This window comes from Kitasatospora sp. NPDC057015 (assembly GCF_042673745.1).
Lineage (GTDB): Bacteria > Actinomycetota > Actinomycetes > Streptomycetales > Streptomycetaceae > Kitasatospora.
Genome location: NZ_JBHUSG010000013.1, coordinates 153,947 through 174,569 on the forward strand (window position 1 = coordinate 153,947; position 20,623 = coordinate 174,569).

General features: G+C 74.6%; 17 protein-coding genes. 9 read left to right on the forward strand and 8 right to left on the reverse strand.

From position 1 onward, the window contains the following. Positions 1-25: 25 nt before the first annotated feature. Positions 26-1,363, forward strand: coding sequence for a cytochrome P450 (locus tag ACFTWP_RS15890; RefSeq protein WP_380265111.1), 1,338 nt, complete (start codon positions 26-28; stop codon positions 1,361-1,363). Between the two features lie 116 nt (positions 1,364-1,479). After that, positions 1,480-2,424 (forward strand): L-tyrosine/L-tryptophan isonitrile synthase family protein, encoded by a 945-nt coding sequence (locus ACFTWP_RS15895; protein ID WP_380265112.1) that lies wholly within the window; start codon positions 1,480-1,482, stop codon positions 2,422-2,424. Positions 2,425-2,539: 115 nt separating this feature from the next. Here the strand turns inward: ACFTWP_RS15895 and ACFTWP_RS15900 are convergent, their stop codons facing one another. Genes ACFTWP_RS15900 through ACFTWP_RS15910 form a run of 3 tightly spaced genes read right to left on the reverse strand, consistent with a single transcriptional unit; the run spans position 2,540 to position 5,559 of the window. Then, entirely contained in the window at positions 2,540-3,319 is a 780-nt protein-coding gene (locus tag ACFTWP_RS15900) for an ABC transporter ATP-binding protein (protein ID WP_380265113.1), read from the reverse strand. Beyond that, on the reverse strand, positions 3,316-4,479 hold the full coding sequence (locus ACFTWP_RS15905; protein WP_380265114.1) for a FecCD family ABC transporter permease: 1,164 nt from the start codon (positions 4,477-4,479) through the stop codon (positions 3,316-3,318). Before ACFTWP_RS15905 ends, ACFTWP_RS15900 begins: the two co-directional genes overlap by 4 nt. Continuing rightward, entirely contained in the window at positions 4,480-5,559 is a 1,080-nt protein-coding gene (locus ACFTWP_RS15910) for an ABC transporter substrate-binding protein (RefSeq protein WP_380265115.1), read from the reverse strand. Between the two features lie 359 nt (positions 5,560-5,918). Between ACFTWP_RS15910 and ACFTWP_RS15915 the strand changes: the two genes are divergently transcribed. Further along, entirely contained in the window at positions 5,919-6,188 is a 270-nt protein-coding gene (locus ACFTWP_RS15915) for a hypothetical protein (protein WP_380265116.1), read from the forward strand. 67 nt (positions 6,189-6,255) lie between these two features. Here the strand turns inward: ACFTWP_RS15915 and ACFTWP_RS15920 are convergent, their stop codons facing one another. Further along, the gene (locus ACFTWP_RS15920; RefSeq protein WP_380265117.1) at positions 6,256-7,014 is read right to left on the reverse strand and encodes a Mut7-C RNAse domain-containing protein; all 759 of its coding nucleotides are present in this window, start codon (positions 7,012-7,014) and stop codon (positions 6,256-6,258) included. Positions 7,015-7,176: 162 nt separating this feature from the next. On the opposite strand from ACFTWP_RS15920, the gene ACFTWP_RS15925 reads away from it, so the two are divergent. Next, entirely contained in the window at positions 7,177-7,809 is a 633-nt protein-coding gene (locus ACFTWP_RS15925; protein ID WP_380265118.1) for a class I SAM-dependent methyltransferase, read from the forward strand. Positions 7,810-7,910: 101 nt separating this feature from the next. On the opposite strand, the gene ACFTWP_RS15930 is transcribed toward ACFTWP_RS15925, so the two are convergent. After that, positions 7,911-8,522, reverse strand: a complete 612-nt coding sequence (locus ACFTWP_RS15930; protein WP_380265119.1) for a hypothetical protein — start codon at positions 8,520-8,522, stop codon at positions 7,911-7,913. 235 nt (positions 8,523-8,757) lie between these two features. Further along, entirely contained in the window at positions 8,758-9,975 is a 1,218-nt protein-coding gene (locus ACFTWP_RS15935; protein WP_380265120.1) for a D-alanyl-D-alanine carboxypeptidase family protein, read from the reverse strand. A gap of 213 nt (positions 9,976-10,188) precedes the next feature. Between ACFTWP_RS15935 and ACFTWP_RS15940 the strand changes: the two genes are divergently transcribed. From ACFTWP_RS15940 to ACFTWP_RS15955, 4 genes are all read left to right on the forward strand, one after another. Beyond that, on the forward strand, positions 10,189-11,220 hold the full coding sequence (locus ACFTWP_RS15940; protein ID WP_380265121.1) for a hypothetical protein: 1,032 nt from the start codon (positions 10,189-10,191) through the stop codon (positions 11,218-11,220). A 599-nt stretch (positions 11,221-11,819) separates the two neighbouring features. Further along, complete coding sequence (locus ACFTWP_RS15945; protein ID WP_380265150.1) at positions 11,820-15,731, forward strand: Pls/PosA family non-ribosomal peptide synthetase; 3,912 nt, start codon at positions 11,820-11,822, stop codon at positions 15,729-15,731. Between the two features lie 274 nt (positions 15,732-16,005). Continuing rightward, positions 16,006-17,355 carry a M1 family metallopeptidase gene (locus tag ACFTWP_RS15950; RefSeq protein ID WP_380265122.1) on the forward strand — a complete coding sequence of 450 codons (1,350 nt, stop codon included), beginning with the start codon at positions 16,006-16,008 and terminating at the stop codon, positions 17,353-17,355. Positions 17,356-17,456: 101 nt separating this feature from the next. Continuing rightward, positions 17,457-17,903 carry a nucleoside deaminase gene (locus tag ACFTWP_RS15955; protein ID WP_380265123.1) on the forward strand — a complete coding sequence of 149 codons (447 nt, stop codon included), beginning with the start codon at positions 17,457-17,459 and terminating at the stop codon, positions 17,901-17,903. Positions 17,904-17,944: 41 nt separating this feature from the next. Here ACFTWP_RS15955 and ACFTWP_RS15960 read toward each other — a convergent pair whose 3' ends face one another. Continuing rightward, positions 17,945-18,523: a hypothetical protein gene (locus tag ACFTWP_RS15960; protein ID WP_380265124.1), complete on the reverse strand. Its 579-nt coding sequence runs from the start codon at positions 18,521-18,523 to the stop codon at positions 17,945-17,947. 242 nt (positions 18,524-18,765) lie between these two features. On the opposite strand from ACFTWP_RS15960, the gene efeO reads away from it, so the two are divergent. Continuing rightward, the gene (gene efeO, locus ACFTWP_RS15965; protein WP_380265125.1) at positions 18,766-19,911 is read left to right on the forward strand and encodes an iron uptake system protein EfeO; all 1,146 of its coding nucleotides are present in this window, start codon (positions 18,766-18,768) and stop codon (positions 19,909-19,911) included. 184 nt (positions 19,912-20,095) lie between these two features. On the opposite strand, the gene ACFTWP_RS15970 is transcribed toward efeO, so the two are convergent. Beyond that, positions 20,096-20,491, reverse strand: coding sequence for a nuclear transport factor 2 family protein (locus ACFTWP_RS15970; RefSeq protein WP_380265126.1), 396 nt, complete (start codon positions 20,489-20,491; stop codon positions 20,096-20,098). Between the last annotated feature and the right edge of the window lie 132 nt (positions 20,492-20,623).

Here is a 20,623-nt window from a genome sequence, read left to right on the forward strand (position 1 = left end):
CCCGCCTCCCCGAAGGAGTACTCCCATGACCACTTCCGAGCAGCACCCCGCTGCCGTGGCCCGCTGCCCGGTCACCGGCGCCGTCGCGGACGGGCCGCCGGTGTCCGGCCGGCCGGCCGAGGGGGCGCCCGCGCCCGGCGCCGAGGACGAGCCGCTGCCGCTGTACGGCCGCGACTTCAAGCGCGATCCCTACGGTCTCTACCGGGAGTTGCAGGCGGCCGGCCCCGTGCACCGGGTCCGCTTCCCGTCCGGGATCGCCGCCTGGCTGGTCACCGGCTACGAGGCCGCCCACAGCACGCTGAACGATCCCCGGTTGGGGAAGAACCACGCGCTCGGCAACGACTACTGGCGCAGTCTGGCGTCCATCATGCCGGAGCCCCAGCACTCCCGGCTCCAGGTGCACCTGCTGCACCAGGATCCGCCCAAGCACACCGACATGCGCCGGCTCGTCCTGGACGCCTTCGCACCGCGCCGGATCGAGAGCCTGCGCCCGCGGATGCAGGAGCTGGCCGACGCCCTGGTGGACGCGCTCCCCGACCGGGGCGGCGCGGACCTCGTCCAGGGCTTCGCCGCCCACTACCCCTTCCAGGTGCTCGCCGAGGTCATCGGGCTGCCGCCCGCGCTGGCCCAACGCTTCGACCGCGACTGGGGCAAGGTGGTCCAGCCGGTGGGGCCCAACGACCCCGGGCGCCCCGCGTACGAGGGACGGTTGCGGGCGCTGGAGGCGTACATCGCGGACATCGTCGCCGACAAGCGCGCGCACCGGGCGGACGACCTGCTCGGCCGGCTGGTCGCCGCCGAGGAGGCCGGGGAGCTAAGCCCGGAGGAACTCGCCTCGATGGTCTTCCAGTTGCTGGTGGCCGGGCAGGAGCCGGTGACCAACCAGATCAGCACCATGCTGGTGGCGCTGCTCCGCCACCCCGAGCAGCTCGCCCGGCTTCGCGACAGGCCCGCCCTGCTGCCCCGCGCGATCGAGGAACTGCTGCGCTACGACAGTGCGTTCGAGCTGACCACCTGGCGGTTCCCGATCGAGGACGCGGATCTGCACGGTACCCGTGTCCCGGCCGGTGACTCCGTGATCGTGTCGCTCTGCGCCGCCAACCGCGATCCGCGGCGCTTTCCCGAGGCCGACGTGCTCGACCTGGAGCGCACCCCCAACGCGCACCTGGCCTTCGGGCACGGCGTGCACTTCTGCCCCGGCGCCGCGCTGGCCCGCGCCGAACTCGCCACCGCGATCGGCACCCTGCTCGCCCGGCTGCCGGGGCTGCGCCCGGCCGGCGGCCTGGACGAACTGGAGTGGATCCCGGCGGTGTTGGCGCGCGGCGTGAACCGTCTGCCGGTCGCCTACGAGCGGCGCGTCTGAGCGCACGGCGGCGCCCACCACCACACACCGACCTTCTCCCGCGTCCCGTCCATCGGGCGCCCCGGCAACACCTGCCGCCGGGGCGCCGTACCGTCATGCCCTCCTGGAGGAACCGCATGCCACCCGCCGGCACCGTCACGCCGCCCGCGCCGTCCGTCGCCCGGACCTGCGCCGCCGTCCTGGGGCTGCTCCTGCCGCACCGCCGCGCCACCGACCCCGGCCTCCCGGCGCCGGTCGAGGCCTTCCCCGAACAGCTGCGCCAGCTGGCCGACTTCGTCGCCGCCGGCGAGCAGATCCTGTTCACCCTGCCGGGGTTCCCCTGCAAGTCCCCGAGCCCGGCCAAGGTGCTCGGCCACCTCCCGGACGAGGGTGAACGTCTGTCGCTCGGCTTCCTCGACCGGCTCTGCACGGCGGTGGGGGAGGTGTACGAGCCCGGCGCGAGGATCGCCGTCTGCTCCGACGGGCACATCTTCGGCGACCTGATCCACGTACCCGACCCGCACATCGACGCCTACGCCGACGAGCTCGCCGCCCTGATCGAACGGGAACGGCTGGGCCGGCTCTCGGTGTTCGACCTGCGCGACGTCCTCGGCGACCTCCCGTACGACCGCAAGCGCGCCCTCGTGCACGAGCGGCACGCCCCGACGGTCGAGGAGTTGCGGGCCGAGATGAGGCGGGACGAGGGCACCCTCGCCCTGTACCGCGGCATCACGCGGTTCCTCACCGAGGACACGGTCGGGTTCACCGGCAGCCGATCGGCCCTTCAGCGCGACTGCCGGCGCCGCGCCTACGGGGTGATCCAGCGCAGTCGCGCCTGGGGCGACCTGATCGCCGAACACCACCCCCGTTCGGTACGGCTCTCGATCCATCCGCAGCCGCGCGGCGCGGCCAAGTTCGGCATCCGACTGCTGGCGGCGGCGGACGTCTGGACCACGCCCTGGCACTCGACCGTGCTGCACCGGCCGGGCGCCGGATGGGAGTTGATGCGGCGCGTCGACGCCGAACGGATCGGGCGGCTGGTCCTGCGGGGCGGCCGGCCGAGTCACTTCGTGACCGGGTGAGTCCGTGGCCGGGAGCCCTGCGGCGCCCGTCGCGGGCACCCGTGAGGCCCGGTGCCGCGGAGGCGGGCACCGGGCCTCGGGCCGTCGGCCCGCGCCGTTCAGCAGTCCGCTGCGTTCAGAAGTCAGCGGCGGCGCGGTGGTCGAAGGCGATCAGCGGGTCCCCGGTGAGCGGGTGCTCCAGGACGGCGGCCCGTACGCCGAAGACCTCCGCCAGCAACCCGGGGGTGAGCACCTCGCGCGGCGGCCCGGAGGCGACCAGCGCGCCCTCGTGGAGGACGTGCAGGCGGTCGCAGAGCGAGGCGGCGGCGTTCAGGTCGTGCAGCGAGATCAGCGTCGTCCGGCGGCCGGCCCGCAGCAGGGCCAGCAACTCGACCTGGTGCCGCACGTCCAGGTGGTTGGTGGGTTCGTCCAGCACCAGGACGTCCGGCTGCTGGGCGAAGGCCCGTGCCAGCAGCACGCGTTGGCGCTCCCCGCCGGAGAGGGCGCCGAAGCTGCGGCCCTCGTGTCCGGCCAGGCCGACCTGGGCGAGCGCGGTGGCCACCGCCAGGTGGTCGTCGGCGCCGTCGGCGGCGAAGGCCCGCTTGTACGGGGAGCGGCCCATCGCGACCACCTCGCGTACGGTGAACTCGAAGTCGTCGCCGCGCTCCTGCGGCAGCGCGGCGATGTGCCGGGCGCTCTGCGCCGTACTCATCGAGCGCACGTCCCGCCCGGCCAGCAGCACCCGCCCCGCGTGCGGACGCAGGTGGCGGTAGACCGTCCGGAGCAGCGTGGACTTGCCGCTTCCGTTGGGCCCGACCAGGCCGGCGATCTCGCCCTCGGCGGCGATCAGCCGGACGCCGCCGAGCACCTCGCGGCCGGAGAGCCTGACGGACAGGTCCTCGATGGCGATCCTCAACTGCGCTCCAGCCGTCGGTCCAACAGGTACAGCAGGGCGGGCGCGCCGATCACCGCGGTGACGACGCCGATCGGGACCTCCTGGGTGTCCAGTGCGCTGCGGGCGACGGTGTCGACGACCACCAGGAGCACGGCCCCGGCGAGCGCGGAGACCGGCAGCAGCCTGCGGTGGTCGGCCCCGACCAGCAGCCGGCAGACGTGCGGGACGAGCAGGCCGACGAAGCCGATCGCTCCCGAGACGGAGACCAGCACTCCGGTCAACAGGCTGGTGACCACGAAGAGTTCGCGGCGCAGCCGGGTGACGTCGACGCCGAGGGCGGCCGCCGTCTCGTCGCCTGCCGACAGGGCGTTGAGCGACCGGGCGCGGGCCTGCAGGGCGATCAGCGCCAAGGCCACCGATGCGGTAGGGATGGCGAGTTGGCTCCAGGTGCTGCCGCTGAGGCTGCCCATCAGCCAGAACAGGACTCCTCTGGTCTGCTGCTCGTCCGCGGCCTGGAGGACCAGGAAGCTGGTGAACCCGGAGAAGAACTGGCCGACGCCGACCCCGGCGAGGATCAACCGCAGGGGGGAGAATCCGCCGCCGCGCCGGGCGATCGCCCAGACCAGGGCGAAGGAGGCGAGCGCGCCGGCGAACGCCGCCGCGGAGACGCCGAACCCGAGCCCGGCGCCGATTCCCGCCCCGAGGACGGTCACGGCGACGGCGCCGAGCGAGGCGCCGGAGGAGATGCCGAGCAGGTACGGGTCGGCGAGCGGGTTGCGGACCATGGCCTGGACGGCGGTGCCGACCAGGCCGAGTCCGGCGCCGACCACGGCGGACAGCAGGGCGCGGGGAGCGCGCAGTTGCCAGACGATGAGGTCCCGGGTGCCGGGCTCGGGGGCGGCGCCGGTGAGGTGGCGGGCGACGACCGTCCACACCTCGCCGACCGGGATGCCGACCGAGCCGAGGGACACCGCGAGGGTGAGGGCGACGAGCAGGGCCGGCGCGAGCACTCCCGCGACCACGCCGGGCCGGGCGGCCGCTCTGCTCCTGGGGCCGGCCGGTGCCGGTGCCGGGGCGGTGGCGGTGGCGGCCCCGGGCCGGCGCCGGTCGGTACCGGGGTCGGCCGGCGGGTCGGTCGGGCCCGGCGGGGAGGCGGACCGGCCGGTGGCGGGGGTGGGCATCTACCGGCCGTCCTTGACCAGGTCCGGGTGGACGGTGGCGGCGATCTGCCGGACGGTGTCCGCGTTGCGGACGCCGGCGATGGTGGTGGCCTCGGACCCGATCCGCAGGAAGTGCCCGGCCTGCACGGCCTCCAGCCCCCGGGTGGCGGGGAACTCGCGCAGGAACCGCTCGGCCTCCTCGAAGGCCTTGCGGGTCTCCTCCTCGCTGCCACGGTTGCGCACCCCGAGCTGGATCCACGCGGGGTTGCGGGCCACCACCTCCTCCCAGGGCACCGGCTTGAAGTCGCCCTCGCAGTCGTCGAAGACGTTCCGCGCGCCGGCCAGGGTGATCACGGCGTTGGCGACCTGTCGGCCGCACACCGCGATCGGCTGCTTGGTGCCGGCGTCGAAGTCGAAGAAGAAGTAGCCGGGCCGCTGTTCCGCCGCGATCCCGGCGACGGCCGTCCGGACGGCCCCGACCTGTCGTTCCATGGTCGCGACCAGGTCCTCGGCCCGGGCCGAGGTGCCGGTGACCTGGCCCAGGCGCCTGATGTCGGCCTCGACCTCGGACAAGTCCTGCTGAGGTCCCTTCAGTTGCGCCGCGCAGGCGGTGGAGCGCAGGTAGACGTGCTTGATTCCGGCGGCCGCGTACTCCTGCGCGGTGGGCGCCGCTCCCATCGCGCCGCCCATGCCGCCCATGTCGGCGAAGGTGTCCACGTACAGGTCGGCGCCCGAACCCAGCAGCTTCTCCTTGGGGATCACCATGGCGCCGAGCACCGGTACCCGGGCGGCCTGTTCGGCGAGTTCGGCGGGCAGGGCACCCTTGCCGGGCGGGAACCCGGTGCCGATGACCGTGCCCCCGGCGCCGAGCCGCAGCAGCATCTCCAGGCCGGACGCGTTGCTGGTGACGATCCGCTTCGGCGCCGAGTCGAAGGCGGTCTCCGCGCCGGCGCAGTCCGTCACCCGTACCGGGAAGCCGGTCGTGGTGGCCGTCGGAGCGGGCGCGGCCCGGCCGGCGTCGCCGGAGTCGGCCCCGCTGCCGCAGCCCGTGGCGAGCAGGGCGACCGAGGCGGCCAGGCCGCACAACACGCGAGAACGCATGGAACTCTCCCGAAGTCCTTGTACCCGGGCCCGCCGCTGCGGGCCCGGACCAGGTAGTCGTCGGGGGTGGGGGAGAAGTTCCGGGCCGGTCGGTGTTTTCCCGCCGGCCCACTTCGGCGGCCGGCCGGTGCGAGGTGCGGGCGGGCCCGCGCTGCTCCGTACGTGGCGGCTCGGAATGTCGTGGGTGGGGTGGCGGGCACGGCTGGTACACATGGATCGCCGAGCGCACGGCAGCATGTCAGTGCGTATACGACGTGTAGTGGCCCGCCCCCGCCATGAGCTCCGCCGTGGGATCGGCCCCGCCGCCCGGCACCCCTGTCGGCCGGGACCTGTGGTCCCCGCACACCCTGGACGGTCCGATGAGCGATGGCGATGTCCCCCTCTGTCCCCCCTGGTGGCCCCAGATCGTCTGGGATCTGCACTTCCACCCCCGCCCGTCCGGCCACCCGTGGCCGGGGCCCGTCAACTACCCTCCGGCGATCGACGACATGATGGCCGCGCTCCACATCCACACCATGTCCTATCTCCTGCGCGACCAGGAGAGGGCCCAGGGGATCCGGGCGCAGGCGGAGCAGACGATGGCCGAAACGGCTTCGAAGCTGAGCGAGTTGCACGAGTCGCGCGGGTAGCGCCGGCCGTGGCGTCCGGCCCGCGGCGCCCGTCGCGCCGAGGGTCCGGCCGATCCCGGACGGGCCCTCAGGGCGCAGACGGTCCGCCGGCGGGCCGGGCCGCGTGCGGGCCGAACTCGCGCACCGACTCCTCCACGATGGCGTTCAGGCTGGCGTGGTGGGCGCCGCGCCAGTAGACCTGGCCGCACTCGGTGCACTGGGCGAAGGCGTCGTAGGCCCGTTCGGTGCCGTGCTCCAGCCGCTCGTGCAGGGACTCCTTCGCGGCCTCACGGAGGGTGCCGTTGCACGCCGTGCACCTGGTCCAGGGCGCGAGCGGCGGGGCGAACCGGGATAGCACGTCCCGCAACTGCTCGGGCGGGCGGTGGCTGTAGACGTACGCCCCCGCCCACAGCTCGCGGCGCCGCAGCAGCCCGCGGTCGCGGGAGAGCAGCACCCGCTGCTCGGCGGCCGAGCGCGTCGCCAGGGCCGGATCGCCGATGTCCACGCTCTCGTAGGCGGCGTCGACGCCCAACAGGCGCAACCGCCGTGCCAGCGTTCCCAGATGGACGTCGAGCAGGAACCGGGGCGGGCCGGCCAGCGGCTGCGGGCGGGCGACGCCCAGGACCGACACCTCGTCGCCGTCCGCCGGGATGTGCGACGGGGGCACCTGGCGCCCGTCGACCAGCAGCGCGCCTGCCTCGGTGAGCGGGACGCCGAGCGACTCGACGACGTGCCCGAGCGTCGAGACGCCGTCCGTCCGGACGGCCGATCGCCCCGACCGCTTGCCCGCGGCGACGAAGACGTGCAGTTCGGGGGCGAAGCTGAGCCAGATCTGCGGTTTCTCCACGAGGCCAGCATGCCAGGGGCCGCGGTCCCACTGCCAACGCTTTCCGCCCACCGGCACCCCGCCCACCTGCGCCGTCGCCGGCCGGTGGCGGGGCCGCCAGCGGGTCCCGGAGCGGTCCGCCCGTACCGGGGGCGGCGGCCGGCCGTTCGCTACGCTCTCCCGATGACCGACCCGAAACCCCTTGCCAGCGCCGCCGGTTACGCGGAGGCCGCCGCCGCGCTGGTGGAGCAGTACGAGAGCGTCTCCTTCGCCGAGGTCCACCGGGAGGTCCTGCACCTGATCCCCCGACGGCCGGCCGTGATCGTGGACATCGGCGCGGGCAGCGGCCGCGACGCCGCCGCGTTGGCGGCGCTCGGACACGTCGTGGTGGCCGTCGAGCCGACGCCGGAACTCCGCTCCCGGGGGCGGATTCTCCACGCCGACCGGGAGATCGAGTGGATCGACGACGCACTCCCCGGCCTGCCGGCGCTGCGCGCGGGCGGGCGCCGCTTCGACCTCGTCCTGCTGACCGCGGTGTGGATGCACCTGGACGCGCTCCAGCGGGCGTCGGCGATGGAGAGCGTCGCGGGCCTGCTCGCTCCCGGCGGCCATCTGGTGCTGACCCTGCGACACGGTCCGGTGCCGGCCGGGCGGCGGATGTTCGACGTCTCGGCGGACGAGACGGCGGAACTCGCGCGCGGCCACGGCCTGGACGTCGTCCACCGCAGCGAGCGCGCGGACCTGCACGGGCGCGACGGTGTCGGCTGGAGCCGCCTCGGGCTGCGCCGGCAGGGGCCGGGCGTCGGCCACGACTGAGGCGCCGCCACGACTGAGGCGCCGCCACGGCCGGGGCGCCGGCCGCGCGCGGCGGCCCGGGGGCACCCGCGGACGCCCGGGGCCCGAACCCCGGCGCCGGCTCAGCGCACGATGCCGACCAGGGCGTCCCCCTCCCGGGCGCAGACGAGCCGGCCCGGGCAGCAGGTTCTCCAGCCGCCGGATTCCGGGCCGACCAGGGTCACCCCGCGCCAGTGCGCGGACTCGGTCGGGCCGCCGCGCCACAGGCGCAGGCCCAGGGGCTCCACCATCACGTCGGCGGGCGCGGTGTCCGGAACGGCGGCGGGGGCGGGCAGCACGCTCTCGATCTCGTCCGCGGGGTAGCCGAACAGGTCGATGTCGTCCCAGGCCACCACGGCCGGTTCCGGCCCGGCCGACGCCTCCTCGGCGCGGAGGTCGATCCGGGCCAGGCCCTGCGGTGAGTCCGGCCCGCCCCCGCCAACGGTCAGCACGACGCCGTCGAGGACGGCGCTGAGGTTCCACTCCGGTTCGTACAGCAGGCCGCTGAGCCAGGCGTCGTGCGCGTGGCGCAGTTCCGCGTACTGGGCCAGCGCCAGCCGTATGGACGGGCGGCTGCGCCTGACCTCGGCGCCCGCGGTCAGCAACCCGTGGACCTCGGCGGGGGACATCCCGAACTTCAACAACCCGGCCGGACCCGGCAGGGTGACACCGACTCCAGGGCGCAATGTCAACATCGCACCATTCTTCGCGCTGGGACCGACAACGCAAGAGTGAACGCCGTCCGACGCCCCAATAACGGCCATCACCCGTCAACGGGTGTCCGGCTCGGACGGGTTCCGGCCGTTCCGGCCCCGCCCGGGGCGACCGCCCGGCCGTCGGGGGCGAGCGGCCGCTCGACGGGTGGCCGCCCCGGGCGCGGGTGCTCCGACGGGCGAGCGGGAGGACGGGTAGGTGGCGATGGGCCCGGCCTCAGCCGCCGGACGTGAAGCCCGCCGCCCGGGCGCGCCGGTGTCGCCGGCGCCGCCGGCGGCGGACCGTGAGCACGGCCCCCGCGAGCAGCGCCGCGAAGGGCAGCGCGGCCAGGGTCGCCCACCCGGCGGTTCGCAGGGCGCCGGCCAGCGCGGGTTCGGCCGGCCCCGCGGTCCCCGACCCGTCCGGCGCCGACGCCGGGCCGGCCACCAGCGAGCCGACCGGCTCGGCCCTCGCCCGGACGGCGAAGCCCCAGTCGAGCAGCTGCCGCGCCTCGTTGTAGACCGCGTTCGACTTGCCGCTCTGCGGGTTGAGGATCGTCGCGACGAGCGTGTGGCCGTCTCGCGCGGCGGCCGTGACCAGCGTGTTCCCGGCCTGGGCCGTGTAACCGCTCTTCCCGGCGACCAGCCCGGGGTAGCGTGCCACGCCTTCGGTGCCCGCGAGCATCCGGTTGCTGTTCTGGATCTGGAAGGCCGGTGCGGCCGTGCCCTTCGCGGTCAGACCGCCGGGGAACCGGGCCACCGCCGTCCCGGCGTAGCGGGTGAAGTCGGGATTGGCCAGCGCGGACCGCAGGAAGAGCGTCAGATCGTAGGCGGACGACACCTGCCCGGGCGCGTCGTACCCGTCGGGCGAGACCACCCGGGTGTCGCGGGCGCCCAGTTCGGCCGCCCGCGCCTGCATCGCGGCCACCGCGGCGGGGACCCCGCCGTTCATCGCGGCGAGCGTGCGCACGGCGTCGTTGCCGGAGCGCAGGATCACCCCCAGCCACAGGTCCGAGACCTTGTAGGACTGCCCGGCCTGGATGCCCACCAGGCTGCTGCCCGCCCCCAGGCCGGCCAGTTCCGCCGCGGTGACGCGGTGGACGGTGTCGGCGGACTGGCGGGGCAGCAGCGTGTCGGCGAAGAGCGTCTTGAGGGTGCTCGCCGGTGGCAGCGGCCAGTGCGCGTTCTTCGCCCCGAGCACGCCCCCGGTGCCGAGGTCGCTGACCATCCACGCGAGAGCCGACAACTCCGGCGCCGCCGGCCCGTCGACCGGATTCACCTGGACGCCCGCGCGGCCGAGCCTGGCGCCGCCGACCACGGACATCCCGGGCGGGGGCTGGCGCTGCGCCGGGCCGTCGGCGCGGGCGGGCGCGGCGGGCAGCACGGCGAGCACCGCGGTGCCGACGGCGGTGGCGGCGCGGATCGGGAAGGCGCGGGGGATCTCTGGGCGGCCCATGGGACACGGTAGGAACGTGTCGCCGGCCGGCGCAGGGCCGGCTGGGCCACCCGGCTCAAAGGCTGCGGCCGACCGGGGGACACTCGTCGCCGCTTCACCCCGCCGGCGGGGTGAAGCGGTGCTGGCCCGCCGGTCGGCCCGGTGGGGCGCCGGCCGCTCGGCCGGGCCGCAATCCGCTGGCGGTCGCGGTCGGCTGCTGTGACCATCGTCCCCATGGCGGAATGGGCAACCTTCGTCGTCGTCCCCGAGGTCGGCGGCCACCTGATCACGGAATCGCGTTTCGGAGCGGTCGACCTCGACCTCGACCTGCTGGCCGGGCCGGAGGTGTTCGTGCCGTTCGCGCGCGCCCAGGCCGATGCCGGCGGCCGCTGGCGGGACGACGTGTGGTGCGAGGGCGCGGCGCTGGTGGACCTGGCGGCCCGGGTGCTGCTCGTCTTCGCCTGGGAGGGCCCCAGCACGACCATGCGGTTGCGCGCCGCCACGCTGGAGCTGCTGCGCCTGGCCTGGCCCGGCTGGGAGGTGCGCTGGGCGTACGACGGCCCGGCCGATCTGCTCCGCCACCTTGGGCTGGACCCCGCGCCGGTGCGCGACCCGGACAGGGAGGTGCACGCCGGCTACCCCGCCGAGCCGGGCGACGAGGAGCTGGCCGAGAGCGACCCGCTGCTGACCGTGGTCACGATCGGCCCGGACCGCTGCCACCTGGTCTCCGCCGCCTCCCGGCACCCGATCGCCGAGGGGCCGGCCCTGGTGGACCGGCTCGCCGGGGCGTACGGGTACGGCAGCTGCGCCCTCCCGGTCGGCTCCGGGCTGCACGTCGATCCGCGCCGCCGCACGGTGGGCTGGTGGCTGCTCGACTCCGAGGCCGAGGCGTACGAGATGGCCCGGCGCTGGCCCGGCTGGACGGTCGAGTTCTGGCAGGACCGCTGGGAGGAGCACGTCCGGGCCGCAGCGGGCCGCTTCGTGCCGCCGCCGGTGGACCGCCGCAGCGCGCTCGACGAGGTCCGGGCGGATGCCTGGGAGCACTGGTCGGGCCCGCGCGGGGGCGTGCTGCTCGACCTGGTCCGCGGTATCACCGGCGTCGACCCCGGTGCCCGGTTCGGCGGGGCCTTCCTGCCGGTGCTGCCGGAGGGGCTGGCGGACCGGGCGCTGCCCGTGCTGGAGGCGGCCTGGCGGGCCGCCGTGGACCGGGGCGCGGTGGGCGTGGAGCGGAGCGCGGTGGGCGGCGCCGGAGTGCCCGTGGAATGACACAGGGTGGCTACGGTGGCAATCGTCGGGGCGGGAGTAGGGTCGGAATGGCGCGGTTCGTCCGGTGTCGTGGCCCGAATGGCGCATTCGGGTGTGGCATGGGTCACGCGGCGAGAAATGACCTGACGGACCGTCAAAACAGCTGACGCACAGTCATATCTCTTGTGCGGCAGCGCCTACATGAGCTGACGGATAGTCAGATCCGATGGATCGCCCATCAGTTGGGTGGAACGCCAATCGGCCGCACCGATCACGACCGGGCTAGTATCGATCGGGTTGCCCTGCTCCGGCCCGGAGTGGCGTGCCCGACCGGACTCGTTTCGCAGTCCTCGAAGGCCTGGCACCGGTCCGTCGGCCGGAACGAGGGACGAGGAGCGACCGCTTTCATGACGCAGAGTCTCACGCCGCAGAGTTCGAGCACCCGGAGTTCGAGCACCCGGAGCCCGGGCACCCGGAGCCCGGGCTCGCCGGGCCCGAACGCATCGGGCCCCGGTACGGCCGGCGCCGGTGCGAAGAACCTGAGCGGGCAGACCCTGAGCATGCAGGGCCTGAGCACACAGACCCTGAGCACGCAGACTCTGAGCACGCAGGAGTTGGTGATGCCGGGCGTGGCGGTCCCGCCCCCCGCCCCGCAGGAGCTCGTGCCGGCCGAGGCGCCCGGGCCGGCCGACGGCCCGCTCGCGCTGTTCCCCGGCCGCCCGGCCCCGGCGGTGCGGACCCTGGTGGACCTGCTGGACGCCACCGTCCGGGCGTACCCGAACGAACCGGCCCTGGACGACGGCCGCACGGCCCTCACCTACCGGGCGCTCGCCGCCGAGGTCGAGACCCTGCGCCGGCGGCTCGCGGCGGCCGGCGTCGGCGTCGGCGACCGGGTCGGCGTGCGCGTCCCCTCCGGCACCAACGACCTCTACGTCTGCATCCTCGGGGTGCTCGCCGCCGGCGCCGCCTACGTCCCGGTGGACGCCGAGGACCCGGACGAGCGCGCCGCCCTGGTGTTCGGCGAGGCGGCCGTGACCGCCGTCCTGGGCGCCGGGCGCAGCATCACCCGCACCGCACCGGACAGCCCCGCGGCGCCCGCCGAGCCCGGCCGCCCCGGCCCCGGGGACGACGCCTGGATCATCTTCACCTCCGGCTCGACCGGCAAGCCCAAGGGCGTCGCCGTCACCCACCGCAACGCCGCCGCCTTCGTCGACGCCGAGGCCGCGCTCTTCCTCCAGGACGAGCCGATCGGCCCGGGCGACCGCGTGATGGCCGGGCTCTCCGTCGCCTTCGACGCCTCCTGCGAGGAGATGTGGCTGGCCTGGCGCTACGGCGCCTGCCTCGTCCCGGTGCCGCGCTCCCAGGTGCGCAGCGGCGCCGACCTCGGCCCGTGGCTCGCCGAGCAGGAGATCACCGTGGTCTCCACCGTCCCCACGCTTGCCGCGCTCTGGCCGGCCGAGGCGCTGATCGAGGTCCGTCTGCTGATCTTCGGCGGCGAGGCCTGCCCGCCCGAGCTCGTCCAGCGGCTGGTCACCGAGGGCCGCGAGGTCTGGAACACCTACGGCCCGACCGAGGCGACCGTGGTCGCCTGCGCCTCGCTGCTCACCGGCGACGGCCCGGTACGGATCGGCCTGCCGCTCGACGGCTGGGAGCTGGCCGTGGTCGACGAGGCCGGCGACCCCGTCCCGATGGGCGCCGCCGGACAGCTGGTCATCGGCGGGGTCGGCCTGGCCCGCTACCTCGACCCGGAGAAGGACGCCGAGAAGTACGCGCCGCTGAAGTCGCTCGGCTGGGAGCGCGCCTACCGCAGCGGGGACCTCGTCCAGGCCGAGCCCGAGGGCCTGCTGTTCCTCGGCCGGGCCGACGAGCAGATCAAGCTCGGCGGGCGCCGGATCGAGCTCGGTGAGGTGGACGCCGCCCTGCAGGCGCTGCCGGGCGTGGCCGGCGCCGCCGCCGCCGTTCGCACCGCCCGGGGCGGCAACCAGCTGCTGGTCGGCTACCTCGTCACCCAGGACGGCTGGGACCACGCGGCGGCCGTCGAGCGGCTGCGCGCCGAGCTGCCGGCGGCCCTGGTGCCGCTGCTCGCCCCGGTCGACTCGCTGCCCACCCGGACCTCCGGCAAGGTGGACCGGGCCGCGCTGCCCTGGCCGCTGCCCGAGCTGGACACCGGCGGCCCGAGCGAGCAGCTCTACGGCACCGAGGCCTGGCTGGCCGAGCAGTGGAGCGAGATCCTCGGCGTGCAGGTCACCGGCGCCCAGGACGACTTCTTCGCGATCGGCGGGTCCAGCCTGGCGGCCGCCCAGCTCACCACCCTGCTGCGCGGCCGCTACCCCGCCGCCGCGGTGCTCGACATCTACCAGCAGCCCGTGCTGCGCAAGCTGGCCCGCCACCTGGAGCGCTCCGCGCAGGGCGACGGCGCCGTCCGGACGATCGCTCCTGTCCCGGCCCGGGCGCAGGCCCTGCAGCTGCTGCTGATGCTGCCGCTGTTCACGCTGGTCGGACTGCGCTGGACGACCGCGCTGCTCGCGCTCGGCAACGTCCTCAACTGGTTCGGCGGCTACGCGTGGGCGCCGACCGCCTCCTGGTGGGTGGTCGGCGCGGGCGCCCTGCTGCTGTTCAGCCCGCCCGGCCGGATCGCCGTCGCGGCGGGCGGCGCCCGCCTGCTGCTCAGGGGCCTGCGCGCCGGCAGTTACCCGCGGGGCGGCAGCGTCCACCTGCGGCTGTGGGCGGCCGAGCGGCTGGCCGAGCAGAGCGGGGCGACCGCGCTGTCCGGTGCCTGGCTGGTCCGCTACGGCCGGGCGCTGGGCGCCCGGATCGCGTCCGAGACCGACCTGCACTCGCTGCCGCCGGTGACCGGCATGCTCCGGCTCGGCAAGGGCTGCGCCGTCGAGGCCGAGGTCGACCTGTCGGGCTACTGGGTGGACGGCGACCGCCTGGAGGTCGGCCCGGTGCGGATCGGCTCGGGCGCCGTGGTCGGCACCCGCAGCACGCTCTTCCCCGGCTCGCGGGTCGGCAAGCGGGCCGAGGTCGCGCCCGGCTCGGGGGTGACCGGCCAGATTCCGACCGGCCAGCGCTGGGGCGGAGCTCCGGCCGTGAAGCACGGCAAGGCGGACCGGAACTGGCCGAAGCAGCGCCCGCCGCGCCGGGCCCGCTGGGCCGCCGCCTACGGGGCGAGCGGCCTCGGTCTGAGCCTGCTCCCGATGCTGTCGGCGCTGGCCGCCCTCGCGGTGGTCAGCCGCTTCGTGCAGCCGGACGACGGTCTCGCCGCCGCCCTGCGCGGCGCGCTGGTCGCACTGCTCCCCGCCACCCTGGCCTTCGGCGCGACCTACGCGGTGCTGCTGGTGGCCGCCGTCCGGCTGCTGAGCCTCGGCCTGCGCCCCGGCCACCACCCGCTGCACGGCCGGATCGGCTGGCAGGCCTGGACGGTCAGCCAGCTGATGGACCTCGCCCGCGAGACGCTCTTCCCGCTGTACGCCGGCCTGATCACCCCGCTCTGGCTGCGGGCCCTGGGCATGAAGGTCGGCAGCGGGGCCGAGGTGTCGACCGTGCTGGCGCTGCCCAGCCTGACCACCGTCGGCGACGGCGCCTTCCTGGCCGACGACACCCTGATCGCGCCGTACGAGCTGGGTGGCGGCTGGCTGCGGCTGGGCGAGGCGGAGATCGGCGAGCGGGCCTTCCTCGGCAACTCGGGGATGACGGCGCCGGGCCGGGCCGTCCCGGACCGCGGTCTGGTGGGCGTGCTGTCCGCGACCCCGAAGAAGGCCAAGAAGGGCAGCTCCTACCTGGGCATGCCGCCGATGCGGCTGCCGCGCTCGGCCGACTCCGGCGACCAGAGCCTGACCTACGACCCGCCGGCCCGGCTGCTGTGGGCGCGCGGCCTGGTCGAGGTCTGCCGGCTGGTGCCGGTGCTGGCCTCCGCGGCGTTGGGCGTGCTGACCCTCGCGGCGCTGGCCGCCCTCGCCGCGGCCGGCTCCCCGGCGCTGGCCGCCCTGCTCTCGGGCGTGGTGCTGCTGGGCGCCGGCACGCTCGCCTGCCTGGTGGCGATCGCCGCGAAGTGGCTGCTGGTCGGCCGGTTCCGGGCGGTGGAGCACCCGCTGTGGAGCGGCTTCGTCTGGCGCAACGAGCTCGCCGACACCTTCGTGGAGGTGCTGGCGGTGCCGTGGCTGATCGGGGCGGTGCCGGGCACGCCGCTGCTGAACCTGTGGCTGCGCGGCCTGGGGGCCAAGGTCGGCCGGGGCGTGTGGTGCGAGAGCTACTGGCTGCCGGAGGCGGACCTGGTCACCCTGGGCGACGGGGTCACGATCAACCGCGGCTGCGTGGTGCAGACCCACCTCTTCCACGACCGGATCATGCGGATGGATACTGTGATCCTTCGCGAGGGCGCCACGCTCGGCCCTGGCGGCATCGTCCTGCCCGGCAGCACCGTCGGGGCCCGCAGCACGCTGGGGCCGGCCTCGCTGGTGATGCGTGCGGAGTCCGTTCCGCCGGACTCCCGGTGGCTGGGCAACCCCATCGAGGCCTGGCAGTCCTAGCGCCTGTCCGACGACTCGCGTCGCACGCGCGGCGGGAATCGTCGGACGGGCCCGGGCGGCCGCCCCAGCGGGCGGCCAGCGCGGCCGGCACCACTCGGGTCGGGTGTCGGGTGCCTTCGCCCGCCCGGACCCGGGCCCGACCACGTACGGCCCGACCACGCCGGCCCGCCGCACCGCCGCGGCGGGCCGTACCCTCTCAGGACGCGACCCAGTGGACGCGGCGCACGGAACATCGCACATCGCAGGTCAGAGATCGCAGGGAGTGTACGAACCGGTGAGTCCCAAGCAGCTGCCCGCCCCCGGCGTGGACACCTACTTCCCGGGACACGGCGACGCCCGGTACCGGGTCCACCGCTACGAGCTGGCGCTGGACTACCGGCCCGGCCCCAACCGGCTCGGCGGCATGGCCAGGCTCAGTGCGGTGGCGGGCGGCGAGCCGCTGCGGGAGTTCGCACTCGACCTGGCCGAGTTCCGGATCGGACGGATCCTGGTGGACGGGCGCGCCGCGCACTACACCCACCGGGCGGGCAAGCTGCGGATCCGCCCCGCCAAGGCCCTCGCGGCCGGCGCAGCCTTCACGGTCGAGGTGCACTACACCGGCAACCCCAAGCCGGTCCGCAGCCAGTGGGGCGGCCTGGGCTGGGAGGAGCTGACCGACGGCGCGCTGGTCGCCAGCCAGCCCGTCGGCGCGCCGTCCTGGTACCCGTGCAACGACCGGCCCGCGGACAAGGCCTCGTACCAGGTGTCCATCACCACGCCCTCGCCCTACACGGTGGTCGTCGGCGGCCGGCTGCTCACCCGGACCACCCGGGCGTCCAGCACCACCTGGGTCTACGAGCAGGCGGCGCCCACCTCCAGCTACCTGGTGACGGTCTCGATCGGCCAGTACGAGACGCTGCGGGTCACCGACCCGGCCGCGGACGCCGCGCCGCTGCGCCGGGTGTCCCAGACCGCGTACCTGCCGACCCGGCTGATGCCCCGGTTCGCCCACGACTTCGGCCGCCAGCCGCAGATGATGCACCTCTTCGAGGAGCTGTTCGGGCCGTACCCGTTCGGCGAGTACGCGGTGGTCATCGCCGACGAGGAGCTGGACGTCCCGGTCGAGGCGCAGGGGGTGGCCACCTTCGGCACCAACCACCTGGACGGGATCCGCGGCTCCGAGCGGCTGGTCGCCCACGAACTGGCCCACCAGTGGTTCGGCAACAGCGTCACGATCTCCGACTGGCGGCACATCTGGCTCAACGAGGGTTTCGCCAAGTACGCCGAGTGGCTCTGGGCGGAGCGCTCGGGCGGCCGTACGGCCGCGCAGCACGCCGCCGTGGCGCACGCCAAGCTGGCGGCCCTGCCGCAGGACCTGCGGCTGGCCGACCCCGGCAAGAAGCTGATGTTCGACGACCGGCTCTACGAGCGCGGCGGCCTGACCGTGCACGCGCTGCGCTGCGAGCTCGGCGAGGAGCCGTTCTTCCGGATGGTGAAGGACTGGGCGGTGATACACCGCCACGGCGTCGTCGGCACCGCGGACTTCACCGCGCACGCCCGGCGCTACACCGCCCGCCCGCTGGAGGCCCTCTTCGACGCCTGGCTCCAGCAGGGCCAGCTGCCCCGGCTGCCCGTCGCGCTCTGACCTGTGGCGGTCGCGCTCCAACGCCCGGCGCCGCGGCGGGGGACGCGAAAGCCGGGTGCGGCGGCTTGCGCCCGGCGGGCGGGCCTCGGGACAGTGGGGGGATGACGACGGACGACGCGGCCATGCTCGCGGTGGCGCTGGAGGAGGCCCGGCTCGGCCTGGCCGAGGGCGGCATCCCGGTCGGCGCGGCGCTCTTCGGCCCTGACGGGGTGCTGCTCGGCAGAGGGCGCAACCGGCGCGTCCAGGACGGTGATCCGTCCGTGCACGCCGAGACGGCGGCCTTCCGCGCGGCGGGCCGGCTGCGCGGCTACGGTCCGACGACCATGGTGACCACGCTCTCGCCCTGCTGGTACTGCAGCGGCCTGGTGCGCCAGTTCGGGATCGGCCGGGTCCTGGTGGGGGAGGCCCGTACCTTCCGGGGCGGGCACGACTGGCTGGCCGAGCACGGGGTCCGGGTGACGGTGCTGGACGACGAGGAGTGCGCCGCGCTGATGCGCGGGTTCGTCGCGGCCCGCCCCGAGCTCTGGTACGAGGACATCGGCGAGTAGCCCTCGAGGGCCGGCCCGTCAGGGGCCCGGTCGGGGCCGGTTCAGCCCTGGCTGTTGCGGAACCCGATCACCACGGCGCCCCACCAGCAGATCTGCGAGACGAGTGCGGTGCCGGCGCCCCAGGCCAGCAGGCGGCCGGTGACCGGGGCGGTGACGGGGTGCTCGGTCATCCGCTTGTTGAGGAGTCCGGCCTGCAGGCCGTTGACCGTGAGCACCACCACCAGCACCAGCTTGGTCCGGGTGATCGGGGAGCTCAGGTCGGGGTGGAGCATCATCCCGCTGACGACCAGCCCGGCGAGTCCGGCCCAGATCGGCGTGTGCAGGCGCGAGGTGGCGCCGAGGGTCTCCCGGAGGGAGCAGCGCCGGGTCATCCAGAGCATGCCGTAGTAGTCGGCGACCAGGACGGCGCCGAAGCCGAGCACCAGGGAGGCGAGGTGGACGAAGAGGGCCGTGGTGTGGAGCGCGGGGTCCGCCTCGACGTGGGCGGCGATCCAGGTGCAGGCCGCGAGGCCCGCACAGGCCATCAGGGAGGCCGCGGCCACCGTCCACCAGGCGTCGTGCAGGCCCAGCGGGCGGGCGGGGTCGCCGGTGGTCCTCGCGGACGGGCGAAGTACGGACACCGACGGCTCCGAAGGCAGAGCGGGCACAGACGCCTCCCAGGTGGTTCACAGAAAGTCAGGTAAGGCTTACCTATTTATCGACACTCCGGTCAACTCGGGACCACCTGGCGGGCGGCCCGCGGTGTCAAACGTGGCCGCTTCGATGCGAGGTCGATATCTGACGGTCCGAAGGATTGTTAGGTAAGGCTTTCTTGCCCTAATCTCGGCCCGTCCTCGTCCACCACCTGCCGTTCGGAGCCTTCATGTCCGCCCGTCGTTCGACCGCAGCTTCGCTGCTCACTCTCGCCGTCGCGGTTGCCGTGCTGGCCGGTTGCTCGCAGAAGAAGGACGACAAGGTGTCGGCGGATGCCGTGCGGGTGACGGCGTCGGACAGTGCGTGTGAGGTGTCGCGGACGACGTTCCCGGCGGGTCATGTGAGCATCGAGGTGAGCAACAAGGGGTCGAAGTCGACGGAGGTGTACGTCTACGCGGCTGGTGACAAGATCGTCACCGAGCGGGAGAACATCGGTCCGGGGACGAAGGCGACGATCGCTGCGGAGATCAAGGCGGGCGAGTACGAGATCGCGTGCAAGCCGGGGATGGTGGGTGACGGGATCCGTCAGAAGATCACCGTGACGGGTGACGCCTCCGCGGCGGCCGGTGCGGGGGATGCGCGGTTGACCGCGGCCGTCGATTCGTACCGCAAGTACGCGCAGGAGCAGGCGGACGCGACGATCCCGGTGGTGCAGCAGTTCGCGGACGCGGTGAAGGCCGGTGACCTGGTGAAGGCGAAGTCGCTGTTCGCGGCGTCGCGGGTGGGTTGGGAGCGGACCGAGCCGGTGGCGGAGAGCTTCGGTGACATCGACCCGAAGACGGACACCCGTGAGGACGGTCTGGAGGCCGGTCAGGAGTGGACGGGCTGGCACAAGCTGGAGAAGTCGCTGTGGGCCGACGGTGCGATCACCGACGCGGACAAGAAGCTGGCGGACCAGCTGGTGGTGGACCTGAAGGACTGGCAGTCGAAGGTCGCGACGGCGGAGATCACCGCGACGAGCATGGCGAACGGTGCGAAGGAGCTGCTGGACGAGGTCGCGACGGGGAAGGTGACGGGTGAGGAGGACCGCTACAGCCACACCGACCTGTCGGACTTCGCGGCGAACGTGGAGGGCGCGAAGTACGCCTACGAGTTGCTGAAGCCGGTGGCCGCGGAGAAGGACGCGGAGCTGTCCAAGACCCTGGACGGGGAGTTCGCCGCGCTGCAGGCGCTGTTGGCGAAGTACAAGCAGGCCGACGCCAGCTACACCTCGTACGACAAGGTGACCGAGGCCGAGCGCAAGGCGTTCTCGGACGCGGTCAACGCGCTGGCCGAGCCGCTCTCCAAGCTCGCCGCCGCCGTCGTCGTCAAGTAGCCGCACCGACCCCGGCGCCGCCACCACCGCCCACCCGGCCACCCCGTCGCGCACGCCGCGCCACGGGTGGCCGGGTGGGCGTTCCGGTTCGACCGTGCGGAGGTCGACTGTGTGCGGCCGACTGTGCCCGGTTCGACCGGGCGGGGGCCGACCGTGCGGGGCGGCCGGCGGGGCGCCGGACTCCCTACGCCCAGAACTCGTCGGCGACGTCCAGGTCGTCCACGCACTCGTCCAGATCCGTGACCTTGTCACCGACGATCCGGAACATGATGCCGCCCATGGCGTCCAGGGCCTGCCGGCCGCGAACGGCGGTGGCGCGGTGCACCGACATCACGTGCCCCCGGCCGTCGACGAACAGGTGCTGCAGTTCGACCCGGAACGAGCCGGCGGTCTGGGCGCCGAGCTGCTGGTAGTAGCCGAGGACGGCCTCCAGCCCCTTGTAGTCGCCGGCCAGCGTGTGGGTGCCCGGGACGTGGTGGGTGGCGTCCTTCGCGATGATCTCGGACAGCGTCTGCATGTCCCCGCGGGAGAACGCCTCGTAGCCCCTGCGGACGAGTGCGACGTGCGGATGCTCGGCCATGGGAAGTCATCCCCTTCGAAGCGAAATGGTCCGGCTTCTCCAGCTTGGCACCTCCCGGCCCCGCCCGCCGCCCGCCGCCCGCCGGCCCCGGGTCCGTCGCGCCGGCCTGCGGCGGGACGGACCCGGGGCCGG